Below are 14,047 nucleotides of genomic sequence, written 5' to 3' on the forward strand. Positions count from 1 at the left end.
TTTATTGCTTATACCTACTAACTTTTAAAATCACTTATATTTCTAATTGCTATTTTGCCCTAATATTATTTATTATATGTGCTCTTTTATTCTACTTAAAAAACAGTTAATTTCTTTTTGCTTTAATTTAAAACTAGCCTTATTAACAATTAATCTTGCGCTTATTTCACAAATATCCTCAAGAACAACTAAGCCATTTTCTTTAAGTGTTGTTCCTGTTTCCATAATGTCTACAATTCCATCACAAAGCCCAAGTATTGGTGCAAGTTCAACTGATCCTTCTATTTTAATAATTTCTACATCCATTCCTTTTTTCTTGAAAAACTCCTTAGTTACTGTTGGATATTTACTTCCTATTTTTATATGACCTATAGAATTAAATAAATCTCTACCTGGTAATGATGCTACTATGAATTTACACTTTCCAAGGCCTAAATCCATAACTTCATAACAACTATGATTACTTTCAAGTAAAGTATCTTTTCCTACAACTCCAATGTCAGCTACTCCATGTTCAACATAAGTTATAGAATCTGCTGCCTTAACTAAAAAATATCTTATATCTTCCTTATCATCCTTAAAAACTAACTTTCGCCCCTTATTTTTAAGCTCTGATGTTCCAAAATTTGCTTTATCTAATATTTTTACTGTTTCTTCTTCTAAACGCCCCTTAGTTAATGCAATACTAATTCCCATTTTTCTCCCCCTTACCTGCAACTATAACTTTATTTACTTCTTCACTGGGAAACATTTTTACCATTCCACCATTTTCTATTATTTCTAGTGCCTTAGTCATTGCTAAAGTCTCATTATCTTTATTGAAAGTTATTGCAAATTTGTTTTCATGTGAAACAGATTCATGTTTTACTAGTTGTATTAAGCAATCTATATTAATTGAAAAACCAATAGCCTTCTCATCTCTTCCAAATACTTTGATTAAATTATCATACCTACCGCCACCAAGCACTGTATTCCCAACACCTTGCACATAACCTCTAAAAATAATACCTGTATAATAGTCAAGTCTTGGTACCATTCCTAAATCTAATGTTATAAAACCTCCAAATCCTAACCTCTCTAACTTATTATATGAATCTTCTAAATATTTTAAACTTGCATTCATTCCCTCATTAAATGTAAGACTCTTACACTCTTCTAAAATTGATTTTCCTCCAAACAACCAAGGAAGCCTTTTGAAAAATTGTTTTTTATCTTCTTCAATATCTAATTGTTCTAGAAAATCCTCTAATGCTTTTAAGCTTTTCTTTTCTATTAATTCAGCTAATCTTATTTTCTCTTCTTCTTTTACTCCTAAAGTATTTATTGCTGAATTAAAGAAATTTATATCTCCAATTTCTAATTTATATTCTTCTACATTTGCAACTTTTAGAACTTCAAGAGCCGTTATTAGTATTTCTAAATCAGAACTATTACTATCTAACCCTATAAGTTCAACTCCACAATCTGTATATTCATTTCTTTTTCCACCTAAGCTTTCATTAACTCTATAAACATTCGATTCATACCTTAACCTAATTGGGGTCTTATGATCTTTTAACTTTGTTGCAACAACTCTAGCTATTGGAACTGTCATATCTGGTCTTAAAACTAAAATTCTTCCTTTACTATCAAAAAACTTATACATTTCCTCTTCTTTTAAGCTTTGTGTTTTATAATGAAATGTATTGTAATATTCAACTGTAGGTGTTATTACTTCATCATATCCCCATTTGGTAAATACGCTTTTAACGTTTTTAATTAATTCTTCTCGTACACTACATTCATCACCAAGTAAATCCCTTGTTCCTTCTGGTATTATATTTTCTTGCATATCCAAACCTCCTTCACATTTTATCACTTTAATACACTAAAGTGATGTGTTCTTATAATATTACACCACATGTTTATTGTCAATACTTTATAATTTAAATATATATAATAAAAGACCATGCACAAAATAATGCGTGGTTTTCTATTATTTGAACATAATTACACCATATTCACTATAATTAATTGTAATTAGCATATTATCTTAGTCATTATAAAAATTCATATATATCCATCATAATTTTTATTTTTTACTATTAAAATATCACATTATAGATTCAACCATATACTTAAACTAGTATATCCCTATATTAGATACATTATTTAAAGCAATTAGTAAGAATATCTTTATACCTTGTAATATTTTTATCTATTTTACTAATTATTTCGTCTTTATTCTTTTCTATACGTAAAATACATTTTTCAATTTCTTCATATATATTCTCTGAATCTGTAGGTATATTTAATTCTTCACATTCAATAGATTTAACAAGGTCATATGCTTTTAATCTATATCCTAAACATATAAATGGTACTTTTGCTACAGCTGAAGCTACATTACCATGTAATTTAAAGTTTATTGTAAAGACACAGTTTTTCATTATACTAACTAATTCCTCCCCAGTATGAATAAATATATCTAATATAACATTTTCTGATTTTGGTAACTTCTTATACAAATCTAATACTAAATTTAAATCAGTTGGCCACATAGCATAGATATACAACTTATACCCAGTCTTTAAAAGCTTATTACAAGCTTTTATAAGTTCCACTTCCACCAAATCTTCTCTACCACCATAAATCCTATTATAAGAAGTCCCCATATTAATACCTACAACTTTATCACTCTTTGTAAAATCAATATTCGTTCCTATTTCATTAATATTTGCACTTTCTAGTAAAAACCCTGGATCTCCCGATATAACAATATTTGTCATATCCACATTTGACTTTTCTAATATTTTATAAGTTAACGGACCCCTTACACCAAAAAAATCTGCTTTTTTTGCTATTTCGTTTAATTTTTCCTCTGTTGAATCAGAATATACATATGGAGAAATATATAAATCTTCTAGTCTTGTTATAAACTCATTTCCCAATAAATCATCATAACCCGATCCCCATACCATTACTCTTTTTCCCTGCTCTAATGCTCTATACAACACAGCTATAAATCCCTCTAATAGAATAGATCCTCCACCAAGGCATACTAAATCATATTCATCAAAATCATTATAAGTTTCCGGACAAAACAATGGAGTAACTCTACATTTATCTCCATATTTATTCTTTATTACTTTTTTAAAATTATTAAACATCAATTCGTCACCAATATTATTTGCCCCAACCCAACCAAGATACAATACTTTCATAACTACTTCCCCCTAATTAAATGAATCTAAATATATATCTATAATTTCATTAGCAATAACAGGTATATCAAATATATATTTACTTTTTATATATATTTTTTCAATACCTAAATCCAAAGTTTTTTGTTCTAAATAGAACTTTCTTAAATCATTATATAGATACATTGCATTATTAACTATATTCGATCCATGATCTCCAAAATATAGCTTCCATGAATCATAAAAGTTATCTTCATTTATTAAACCAAAATATCCATCATTTCCTGTGGCAATAACAATTTTTTTAGCCGCTAAACCCTCTATTGCAACCCTTCCTGTTCCAACCACACAATCACTTGTAGCATAAAAATCTACCAAATTTAGCTGATTACCCGCAAAATGAATAAGGTCTTCTCCAATTAAGTTGTTAGCTCTATTTCCAACTCTATTAAGCTCCTCATATCCTGGTCCATCTCCAACAATCAGCGCATGCATTTCTATATTTTCCCGTCTCTTTAAATCTCTACAAACTCTTATTAAATTTTCACACGTTTTAACTTTCCCCCATGCAAGTCTACTACAATACATTGCAACCATAGCATCCTTTGGTATTCCATATTTTTCTCTTATATAATTATCTTTACTACCTTCATTAAAGTCATTATAAATAACACCATTTGGGACTACTTTAGATTGAATTCCAGCCTCTAATAACCATTGATATACTGGATGACTTACACTAATTATCGAATTACATCGTGGTAGCTTATCATTCAATATATCGTGATAATACTTGCCATGTATAGTAAATATATATGGGATATTAAATTCCCTACCAGCCTCTAAAGCAAGACTTCCTGAAGGAGACTGATGTCCGTGTATTATATTAATATCCTCAGCTTCAATTACTCTTCTTATCTGCTCTTTAAATACATCAATAGTAAATTTATCTCTTGCTACTATAAGTGGAAATTCCATATTATATATCTTGCATTTTAACTTTTTAAATTCAGGCCCTAAGGGTCCATCTGCTCCTAAAATAGTAACTGCTATTCCTTGTTTTAACAATTCCTTAGCTAAAGTTAGTACATGCGTTTCTGTGCCACCCACATTAAACCTATCTAAGACTAACATTACTCTTAGATTCTCCCTATCAATTTTATATCTCTTTTTGGATGCTAATCCATAGAACTCTCTAGATCTTTGAGCTGTATGAATTCTATAGTAATATAGTCCCTCGTTTATATTATCGGCTCCATAACTTAATAACTTTGTTATATAGTCATAATCCTCCGCGCCATCTATCTTCTTTGTTAGTCCTCCTACAGCATCAAAAATATTACCTTCAAATAAAAGTGTTCCGTAGGATATAGCATTACCACCTTTAGAATATATTTCTCTGATTTTCTCAACACCATACTCAACAAAATTAGGTAATAGCTTAGGCTTTTCTCTCTTATCTGTAAATGTTGCATAATTTGTTCCTACAACTTTAATATCCTTATTCTCTTTTAAATACTTAATTTGTTTTTCTATTCTCATTTCATTAGAGCAATCATCACCATCTTGCATGGCTATATATTCGCCAGTTGTTAAATATAACCCTGCCGTAACTGCTCCTGAAAATCCAACATTCCTTGGCAACTTCAAAAAAACTATTCTATTTTCTTTATCTAAATCCACACTTACTTTTTTAATCCAATTATTTATCACGTCTACACTATTATCTGTAGATGCATCATCAACTATAATTATTTCAATATTTTTATAAGTCTGATTTACTAATGAATCTAAACACTCCTCAATATATTTTTCGTTATTATAATTTGATACAACTATACTAACTAATTCTATTTCTCTTAGTTTTTCCATACTATTTTTTCCTCCCGTTTTATATTCCAGCTATTATATACTATGATAAATAAAGAATTTTGTTATATTCTTATAGCACTATTCTTTATTTTTCATACAATAGAATATATATGTATATTTTAATAATACAAATTTTTATTAACAGGAGGAAATTAATATGGATGATTTTTTATCTACTGGTGTTGTAAGACGTCCAGTTGACACAAAAATTTTAAGAATAGTTTTAAGAAATACTTCTCAATCATTAGCATTTCAATCTATATACATCTATAACTGGGATACTGGCTCTGCTGTTTTGGTAGATTCCAAAAATTATTTTGTATCAGCAAATGGATTTAATAATATTGACTTCCCTTTAGTAATCAATGGTTATGGTGATACACGCAATATAATACTTTACGAAGTTTACTATGGTCCAACAAGTCCTGATATTACTGTGACATTTTCTAATATTTAAAGAGGAGTTTAGCTATTATGAATACCTTAATAAGCTTGGTTATGATAGTATCAGATATTAATAACTTTCATTTTGCATTAAAAAACATTACATCTCAAAGCCTTATAAATTGGGAATTATTCTTAATATTTAAATCAAAAGATTTGAATATTATTACACCTTTATCTGATAGTAGAATTCATATAGTTGAAAGAAAAGATGAAACTTCTCTAATAAACTGTTTATTAACTTTATTTCCACATTTTGAAGGAGATTTAATAGCTATTTTAAATAGCTCAGATATTCAGCATCATAAAAGATTAGAGAGACAAAGTTCTTTTATGAAACAAAATAGTTCTTTATCTATTTGCTCATGTTTAGAACTACCACTTACTAGTAAGTCAAAACTAAAAAATATTTCAAATGACTCTAATAACTTTATTACAGCAAATGAAATTGATTTTGCAACCTTAGGAGGCTATGTTCCTCTAGATATATATACATTTATGATGCAAAAAAGTTTCTTGCTATCAATTACTAAATTTTTGTTAAACTACTCCTTAGACACCGAACTAGATTTTATACTATATCTTCTTCGTTATACATCTATAGAGAAAATACCCGAAGTCCTCTATTACTTTAGAAATGCACGAATACCCTATCCTGAAAGCATAATGATGGATAACAGTTTAAATAGTTCAAATAAGATATCTATATTCAATACAAATAAATGTATTGAATATAGAAATTATCTTTATGAAGCTATAATAAAGGATTCAAATATTAGCATTTTAAATAATGATATCAAATATAATATATTAGTTATTATAGATAGTTTAAATATTGGCGGTACTGAAACCTATATTTTTACTATTTCAATGGCATTACGTAATTTTGGGATATACACATATATTCTTACTTCCGGTGGCGTATTAGAGGATTTATTTGTCCAAAATAATATACCTGTACTCAAAATAAATCTACGTCAAACTAAAAATGAACCCCAATCTTATTGGGGTTTAATAAATTATATAAGAGAAATAATTGCAAAGTATAATATTAAGTTAATTCAATTTCATCTTCCTAATGATATCCCTTTATGCTGTGATTTGAAAAATTTTTCAGATATTCCTATAATATTAACACTACACGGAACCTTTTATTCTAAAGACCTTATTAAAAATTATTCAATATATCTATCAAGAATTATATTTGTTAGTAAGGAGGTTGAAACCTTCTATTCACACTGTCTACCAAATGATGATAAAGTATCTTATTCCCTAATACCAAATACTATTGAACCTTATGTATGTACACAATCAACTAACTTTCTTCACAAACTATTAAACCTACCTAATGATAGTAGAATCATACTATATTGTAGCAGACTTGCTTCCGGTAAAGCTCCTGCTGCAATTATGTTTCTTAAAAGCTTTGAAAAAATCACTTGTAATGACCCTAACCTTTATGCCGTAATTCTTGGAGAAGGAGATAGCAAGATACTAATTGATTCCTATGCTAAAACCATAAACTCCCTTTATAAATCTAAAAGAGTTTTTGTACTTGGAGCTGTATATAATGTTAATGATTATTATTCTGATAGCATTTTGGTTATAGGGACAGGTAGAGTTGCTTTAGAAGCAATGAATTGCTCTAAACCTGTAATAACTCTTGGGCTTAATGGGCTCGTTGAAATAGTTAATGAAAATAATATTTCAGATATGATTTGTACTAATTTTGGAGATCACACTTCAAAAGCAAACACTAAAAATTTAGGTATTTATTCAGAATATTTAACTCAAAGTATTACTTATCTGCTTAATAATACTAAGTTCTGTGAATCACTTGGGAGATGGTGTAAAGGCTATTGCAACAAAAATTTGAATTTAATAAATACAGCACATTCTATTAGTAAACTATTCGATGACCTATTAAATTTATCTGATATTTGAAGTTTTTTAAAAAATAAGCCCTTATATAATCTACTAAAAGTAAATTTATATAAGGGCTCATTCTTTTCTACAACATCACATTATTTTAACTATTGATATACTACCTGTCATATTTGAATTTACTGAAGATGACCTGATCAAAAAGTCTATATACCTCTTTGTCTCCATAGTTTTTACTAGAAAAGTAGCAGACATACTTATATTTCCACTCGTAGTATTATTTACATTTCTTACGGAATTTTCTTCTTGTTCAATACCGTCTAATCTCGCTATAACCGCTATAAATCCTGGTATATCTATAGTCGCACTTGTATTATGAGCTACCATATATATATGATTTTCAGCTAAACTAAACATTGTATTTGTTACTTGTATAATATCAGCTCCACTTACAAAATCCTTTTTATATGATATATTGCTATTATTTGGTGTACTCTTATTTAATATCGTTCCATTAAAAACTGTGTTAATTACACCAATGCCAGGATCCCCCTTTGGTCCCTGTAGCCCTATTGGCCCTATTGGTCCCATTGGTCCCATCGGTCCCATCGGCCCTACCCAACATTTTCCTGAGCATCTGTGTTCATAACAATAACATCTAAATCCTCTATTATAAAATCCTTGTATATTTTCAGAAATTCTTGTATCAAATTTGTTAATATACATTTCATGACTTTCAGCATAATAATCCATTTAAGCACCTCTTTTGCGAATATATTTTATCCCTACTATAATATATGTATTTTTTTAGTGTTTGTTCTTAACTTCTTACTTAACATTGCTAGATTTTCCATCTATTTTAGACAATGTTTTTTTATAGAAGATCGCAAAACATACCATTGTCGTGAGAGCTGCTAATATATCTGAAATTGGTTCTGCAAATAACACTGCTTTTAACTTGTCATCAAATAATGTTGGAAGTATAAACACTAGTGGTATTAATAATATTATTTTTCTAAGAAGTGCTAATATTAATGATATCTTAGCTTGCCCAAGAGCGAGGAATGTTTGTTGACATGCCATTTGTGCTCCAAATAAGAATATTCCTCCGAAGAATATTTTTATACTCCAAGATGTCATTTCTATAATCTCTGGCTTATCATTAAATATAGTTACAAATACTTCTGGGAAAATATTAAGTAATGACCACATAAATACTGTATACATTATTGCACATGTAAATAGTATTTTAAAAGTTTTCTTTACTCTTTCTATTTTCTTAGCACCAAAGTTATAACTCATTATAGGTTGCGCACCTTGAGCCAATCCAACAATAGGGAGTGTTACTATTTGCATGATACTACTCATTATAGTCATAGCACCAACAGCCAAATCTCCACCATACATCATTAATTTATTATTTAATGATATTAAAACTAAACTTTCTGTTGATTGCATTATAAATGGAGAAATTCCTAATGCTGTAATTGATAATACTATTTTCATATTTGGCTTTAAATATTTTCTCCTTATCTTTATTATACTTTTATCTCCAAACAAGAATTTCAATGCCCATATTGCTGAAATTAATTGAGCTATTATTGTAGCAAGAGCTGCTCCGCTAACACCCATGTTAAATCCAAATATAAATATGGGATCTAATACTATGTTTATACCGGCACCAATCAACACAGTTGACATACCAATTTTAGTAAATCCTTGTGTATTAATAAATGAATTCATACCAAGTGATATTTGAACAAATATAGTTCCTATTAAATAAATATTTAAATATTCTTTAGCAAATCCTATAGTAGTTTCGCTTGCTCCAAAAGCCCAAAGTAATGGTTCTGTGAATATTAAAAATCCTATTGTTAATATAATACCTATTATAATTAACATAGAAAAACTATTACTTATTATTTTTTCAGCACCATCATTATCTTTTTCGCCCATTTTAATAGCTGCAAGTGGAGCTCCACCTACACCAATTAGAGAACTAAAGGCAGATATTATTATTATTATTGGAAATGCTATTCCAACTCCAGCCATAGCAATATCTCCATCTATCATTCGTCCTATAAAAATCCTATCCACAATGTTATACAATACATTTACAATTTGAGCTATAATTGCAGGTAGTGCAAGTTTAAACAATAGCTTGCCTACATTATCTGTTCCTAAGTTAATTTTATTTTTTTCTTTTATTTCCATTTTTTCTCCTTACTTATTGACTATAAATCTATATTTTAAAATATACTATCTAGTATATACTACTTAGCGGTATATACATATAAAAAAGCCCTTGAATTAAAATTCAAGGGCTTTTACATATATAATAAGGGGTAATCATTATATATAATATTTATTTTGGTTATGTAACTATTATACTACTTATTATTTAATTATAAAAGGTGATTAAAGTCCCTTTTCCTATATGACGAAAGTCCCTATTTTTATAATATTTTTATCATTAATTGTCTAAGAGACAATAAAATAATCAGAAAGTCACTATACTAGTCTATTTTTTCATATCTCTAAAACCTTTAACTTTTTATTAACTACACCAATTACTGTTTTATTATTTTCAATATACTTATTTATAACTTTAATAATTTCTTTAGAAATTATTTCACCAGCACAAATTAATGGAATTCCAGGAGGATATGGAACTATTGCATCCTTAGATATTTCCCCTTCACACTGTTCTATATCAACAAATTTCCACTCACTCTCAAATACTTCATAAGGTTCCATTACCTTACTTGGTATCACATTATAATATTCTATATTACTATTTTCTTTTAAACTATTTAAATCTAATTCATTTATAGAATTATATATATATTCAAAATCCTTCTCTGCATTAAAAGGGGATAAAATCAATACTACTCCAGAAGAAAAGCTCATTTCTGCTTGTATTTTTTTAGTTCTTAAATAATCTAAAAGCTTATGTCCACTATATCCATCTTTAAGTACAATTAAATACCTACTTAAGTCTAAATCATATCCATCTTCCAAATCATCTTTATTTAAAATATGAACTTTATTAATAGTATTTATTTTTTTCTTCCACTCTTCTGCTAAAATAATTAACTTTTCATAATCCTGATCTGCATATTTATCTAAATAATATCTTCCATAATCTAAAGAGGCCATTATCAAATAAGAAGGTGACGTAGTCATAAAGGCACTTATATAAAATTCAATATTATTATTATATTCATTAACTAATAAATATGATCCTTGAGTTAATGCAGGCAATGTTTTATGAGCACTCAAGACAACATAATCTCCTAATGCCACTATTGATTTAGGTAATTTTTCACTAACCCCAAAATGGGCACCATGAGCACCATCAATTATTATTTTCATACCTTTACCCTTCAAATTTTTTATAACATTTTCTATGTCATAACAAATCCCAAAGTAATTAGGATATGTTAAAATAATTCCCTTTGGGTTATCAGCCTTTTTTAAAGCTTTATATATATTTTCTTCATTAGGAGGAAGAAAAATTCCATTTTTTTTATCTATAATAGCCTCTATATATGTAACTTTAAGTTTCCTAAGTATTAACCCATTATATATAGATTTGTGACAATTTCTTTCAACTAATACTTCATCTCCCTCTATAAAAGCTGAGAATATGGAAACTAAATTCCCACCTGAACTTCCATTAACCATAAAATAAGCTTTCTTGACCCCATAAGTTTTACTTAGTAGATCTTGAGCTTCTTTAATAATTCCCTCAGGACAATGAAGATTATCTAAAGGTTCAACTTCTGTTATATCTAAAAAGCCTAAATTATTTACAAATTCACGTCCTATATCATCTCTTAAAAATCCTTTTCCACACTTATTTCCAGGCATTGAAAGGATTAAATTATTTTCTTTATGATACTTTAATAATTCTTCTAATAAAGGTAATTCTTTTTTAACCATGTTATCTCCCTAATCTCTACTACAAACTATTTCGATAGATGGATTTTGCAATATATTGCATGCAGTTCTAACTATAAATCTACTTGTAAGTTCATCTAAACCATTAAATTCTTCTGAATATACTTTATAATCATTAAACATTGTACTATAAATAGATAATTCCTTAGCTAATACAATACCTTGCTCTTCTCTAAATAATCTTTTTAATTTTAATGTTTTTATAAATTGTTTAATTCTATGTTGATCTATATAACTTTCAAAATCTTTTACTTCATCTATACAGTCATTAACTAATCTTAATGCTTCATTTAAATTTCCCTTTGAAGTGCTAAAATTAATTTTATATAGTTTAATATGTTTTTCATATGCAATTTTTGTAATTACATCATAAACAAGTCCATTTTTAGTTCTTAATTTATCATAAAGTACAGAATTCACACCTTCACCAAAATACTCATTAAATATTCTAAGGGCTTTTAATTCATTATTATCTAATGAATGTATTGGAAATATAATTTCTATCTTACAAGTATTTATTCCATCTCTATAATTTATACAAGTTTTGACTTTAGGATTTTCATATATTACATTTTCTATGCTTTTATAACTAATATTATTCCAATTTGCAAAGTAATTCCCAATAATATCTTTAACTTTTTCAAACTCCAATGATGATACTACAGCAATGGTCATATTTCCTGGGTAATAAAATTCTTTATGAAAAGACTTTATTTGTTCTAAAGTGATAGATTTCAAACTTTCTGAAGTTCCTATAATAGGATACTTTATTCTTCTATCATTAAAAGCATTTAGAAATAAACAATCTTCACAGTATTGCTCAACTTCCTCATCCCACTCTTTTAGTTCTTCAATAATTACATCCATTTCTTCTTTAAATCCAGCTTCTTTAAATGTTGGATTTATAAGTATATCTGAAAATATTTCTACTCCAGCTTTGAAATCTTTACTTAACAAAGTACCATAATAAATAACATAAGGATAATTTGTCATTGCATTTTGAAATCCAAAAATATTAGTTAGATCTTTATTAATTTCACTTTCATTTCTTTTGCTAGTTCCCTTGTAAACCATATGCTCAGTAGCATGGGCAATGCCGAGGCTTTTCCCATCTACTGCAGCTCCAGCATCTAAAGAGATTGAAATAGAGGTTAACTTAGAAGTTGTTTTTTTATATATTATTTTTAAATTATTTTCTAAAATATACGACTTCAAAATACACCTCCAAGATTTTTTTTAAGATACCTTATTCAGACTTTAATGCAATTGCACATTCAATTCTTTTCTTTTGCATTTTGCATCCTATTTCATAAGGAACATTCATATCTCCATTAAAACTAACGTTATTTGCTTGGCATCCACCACTACAGTAGAATCTTGCCCAACATTCTCTGCACTTAGGCTTATTGTATATATGAGCCTTTTTAAATTCTTTTCCAAGCTCTGCATTATAACTATCATCATAAATAGTTCCAAGTTTATATTCTTCTCTTCCTACAAATTGATGACATGGATATACATCTCCTTGAGGAGTTATTGCAACATATTCAAACCCTGCTCCACAACCTGATATTCTCTTATAAACACATGGTCCACCATTTAAATCTACGTTAAAGTGATAGAAGTTAAATTCGTCCTTACCAGTTCTCTTTCTTTCTAACATTTCTTCATATAATTTATCATAATTATCCATTATTTTTGGTAGATCTTCTTCCGTAATAGCAAGTGCATGTCCCTTTTCTAAAACAACTGGTTCAATTGAAACTTGATCAAAGCCTTCATTTACCATAGCCATTACATCTTCATAGAAATCTGTATTTGCTCTAGTGAAAGTACCTCTAACATAGTACATCTTTCCTTCTGTTCTTTTCTCAATCATTTTCTTTATATTTGGGATAATATCATCATATGATCCACTTCCATCTATTTTAATTCTTACATTATCATTAACTGATTTTCTTCCATCTAATGAAAGAATGATATTCCCCATTTCCTTATCCATGAAATCCATCATATCATCATTTAAAAGAGTAGCATTTGTTGTCATTGTAAATCTAATATTTTTCTTCCAAGCTTTTTCATTTTCTCTTGCATATTTTATTATTTCTTTTATAGTACCCATTATCATAGTTGGTTCTCCACCAAATAAATCTATTTCTAAATTTCTTCTTGGGCCACTTCTTTTAACTACATAATCAATAGCTTGCTTTGCAGTTTCAAGTGACATAATACCTTTATTCCCATGATATTCTCCGTCTTCAGCAAAACAATATTTACATCTTAAGTTACAACCATGAATTATATTTAAACATACTGCTTTTATATAATCTCTATCATCCATAGAGCTATGTGCTATTTCTTCATAGTTATCAGTTGAATATAATATATTTTCACTGACAAGTTCCATTATTTCATCATAAGCCTCTGAAATAATAACCTCACCATATTTATTACCAAACTTATTTATAAGTTCTTCTTTAGATTCCATCTTTTCTTCATTTACTAAATCATATACTAGCTCATCTACAATATGAACTGCACCTGTACTTACGTCTAAAACAAAGAAATTTTCACCTTGTTTAAATTTATGAATTGAAGCCATGTTTTTTCCCTCCATTTATATTAACAATTTATATTAATAACTATCTATTTTAATTTTTCTACTAGTTTTAATTTACAATAAAGTAAGCAGTAACAATAAA

Annotated in this window: 11 protein-coding genes; 2 read left to right on the top strand and 9 right to left on the bottom strand. The window is 28.0% G+C overall.

What is annotated here, in order from left to right:
* Positions 1 to 72: 72 nt before the first annotated feature.
* From hisG to J1C67_RS02765, 4 genes are all read right to left on the bottom strand, one after another.
* On the bottom strand, positions 73 to 696 hold the full coding sequence (gene hisG, locus J1C67_RS02750; RefSeq protein WP_089968805.1) for an ATP phosphoribosyltransferase: 624 nt from the start codon (positions 694 to 696) through the stop codon (positions 73 to 75).
* A complete protein-coding gene (gene hisZ / locus J1C67_RS02755) occupies positions 686 to 1,831 on the bottom strand; it encodes an ATP phosphoribosyltransferase regulatory subunit (RefSeq protein WP_167865703.1) in 1,146 nt (381 codons plus the stop codon). The genes hisG and hisZ overlap by 11 nt, the downstream gene beginning before the upstream one ends.
* A gap of 316 nt (positions 1,832 to 2,147) precedes the next feature.
* Positions 2,148 to 3,203, bottom strand: coding sequence for a polysaccharide pyruvyl transferase family protein (locus J1C67_RS02760; protein WP_089968799.1), 1,056 nt, complete (start codon positions 3,201 to 3,203; stop codon positions 2,148 to 2,150).
* 12 nt (positions 3,204 to 3,215) lie between these two features.
* Positions 3,216 to 5,054 (bottom strand): glycosyltransferase, encoded by a 1,839-nt coding sequence (locus J1C67_RS02765; RefSeq protein WP_089968796.1) that lies wholly within the window; start codon positions 5,052 to 5,054, stop codon positions 3,216 to 3,218.
* A gap of 157 nt (positions 5,055 to 5,211) precedes the next feature.
* On the opposite strand from J1C67_RS02765, the gene J1C67_RS02770 reads away from it, so the two are divergent.
* Together J1C67_RS02770 and J1C67_RS02775 are read left to right on the top strand one after the other, a co-directional pair.
* Positions 5,212 to 5,511 carry a hypothetical protein gene (locus J1C67_RS02770; protein ID WP_167865704.1) on the top strand — a complete coding sequence of 100 codons (300 nt, stop codon included), beginning with the start codon at positions 5,212 to 5,214 and terminating at the stop codon, positions 5,509 to 5,511.
* A 17-nt stretch (positions 5,512 to 5,528) separates the two neighbouring features.
* Positions 5,529 to 7,442, top strand: coding sequence for a glycosyltransferase (locus J1C67_RS02775; protein WP_167865705.1), 1,914 nt, complete (start codon positions 5,529 to 5,531; stop codon positions 7,440 to 7,442).
* A gap of 75 nt (positions 7,443 to 7,517) precedes the next feature.
* Here J1C67_RS02775 and J1C67_RS02780 read toward each other — a convergent pair whose 3' ends face one another.
* The 5 genes from J1C67_RS02780 to scfB form a co-directional block, all read right to left on the bottom strand.
* Positions 7,518 to 8,135 carry a hypothetical protein gene (locus J1C67_RS02780; protein WP_207253555.1) on the bottom strand — a complete coding sequence of 206 codons (618 nt, stop codon included), beginning with the start codon at positions 8,133 to 8,135 and terminating at the stop codon, positions 7,518 to 7,520.
* Positions 8,136 to 8,210: 75 nt separating this feature from the next.
* On the bottom strand, positions 8,211 to 9,596 hold the full coding sequence (locus tag J1C67_RS02785) for an MATE family efflux transporter (protein WP_167865706.1): 1,386 nt from the start codon (positions 9,594 to 9,596) through the stop codon (positions 8,211 to 8,213).
* A 315-nt stretch (positions 9,597 to 9,911) separates the two neighbouring features.
* Positions 9,912 to 11,327 carry an aminotransferase class I/II-fold pyridoxal phosphate-dependent enzyme gene (locus J1C67_RS02790; RefSeq protein ID WP_167865707.1) on the bottom strand — a complete coding sequence of 472 codons (1,416 nt, stop codon included), beginning with the start codon at positions 11,325 to 11,327 and terminating at the stop codon, positions 9,912 to 9,914.
* A gap of 9 nt (positions 11,328 to 11,336) precedes the next feature.
* Positions 11,337 to 12,560 carry a M16 family metallopeptidase gene (locus tag J1C67_RS02795; RefSeq protein WP_167865708.1) on the bottom strand — a complete coding sequence of 408 codons (1,224 nt, stop codon included), beginning with the start codon at positions 12,558 to 12,560 and terminating at the stop codon, positions 11,337 to 11,339.
* A 31-nt stretch (positions 12,561 to 12,591) separates the two neighbouring features.
* Entirely contained in the window at positions 12,592 to 13,947 is a 1,356-nt protein-coding gene (scfB, locus tag J1C67_RS02800) for a thioether cross-link-forming SCIFF peptide maturase (RefSeq protein ID WP_089968779.1), read from the bottom strand.
* Between the last annotated feature and the right edge of the window lie 100 nt (positions 13,948 to 14,047).

Source organism: Clostridium gasigenes, assembly GCF_017348895.1.
In the GTDB taxonomy this organism is placed as follows: Bacteria; Bacillota; Clostridia; order Clostridiales; family Clostridiaceae; genus Clostridium; species Clostridium gasigenes.